General features: G+C 34.0%; 1 pseudogene and 1 riboswitch. The pseudogene reads right to left on the reverse strand.

Annotated features, from left to right (window positions below):
- Nucleotides 1-290: pseudogene (locus V7137_RS14165) on the reverse strand (ribonucleoside-diphosphate reductase subunit alpha); the annotation flags it as partial.
- A gap of 141 nt (nt 291-431) precedes the next feature.
- Nucleotides 432-630, reverse strand: a riboswitch (cobalamin riboswitch).
- Between the last annotated feature and the right edge of the window lie 174 nt (nt 631-804).

Genomic DNA, 804 nt, shown 5'->3' on the forward strand with positions numbered 1-804 from the left:
AATTGATAAAAGTCACCATATTTTAATGAATGGTGATAACCTCTGCTTATTGCGGATTTTCCATATAATTCATTTAGATAGAAACGGGCTGCAACATATGTCCAATCCGGCTGGTCCATAGCAATATGATTTACTGCATAGATTAATGCTTGCTGGTTTGCTTCTAGCTCCGATACATTCATTTCGCTTATTTGTTTTTTTAGTTCCCTTGTATCAATCTGATATTGTCCTGTAATTTGTTCCATCGTTTCTAAAACATAATTACGTTCTGATAGAATCTCATTAATCATGATTCATTTCCCCCTAAAATAAAAAAATCCGCTCAAGGGTCATTGAGCGGATGAAACGATAACATGCCAAAAGGAAAAAAATAAAAAATATTCTAGTGCCTCTTGTCGCCACCGTTCATCTTCTCAATCCCCGAAGAAGTTGAAACAACTTAAGAAAGACAGGTCTCCTGACTCATGCTTCTACCTACTTTGAACCCTTCCCATATAAGTACCTAATAAATTAGACAGTTTTATACAGTGGTTTGTTCATTTCGTCAGCAATTACAGTTGCGGGGGCAGTTCTGGATTTACACCAGATTCCCTATTAAGCCACAATGGCATCTTCTCTTAAGGCTAACACAATATGTAGTTTTAATAATCTTAATTGAACCAATATATAGTGAATCAATTAAATTATATAATAGTATAGTCACCGAAGTATTTCAAGTCTATTAATAAAATAAAAATGAAACCTTGCTTGATTTACATTCGTAAATGTAGAAAGACTTATTTCAAAAGGGGCATTTTTTATGGG

The organism is Neobacillus drentensis, assembly GCF_036962765.1.
GTDB lineage: Bacteria > Bacillota > Bacilli > Bacillales > Cytobacillaceae > Neobacillus > Neobacillus drentensis_C.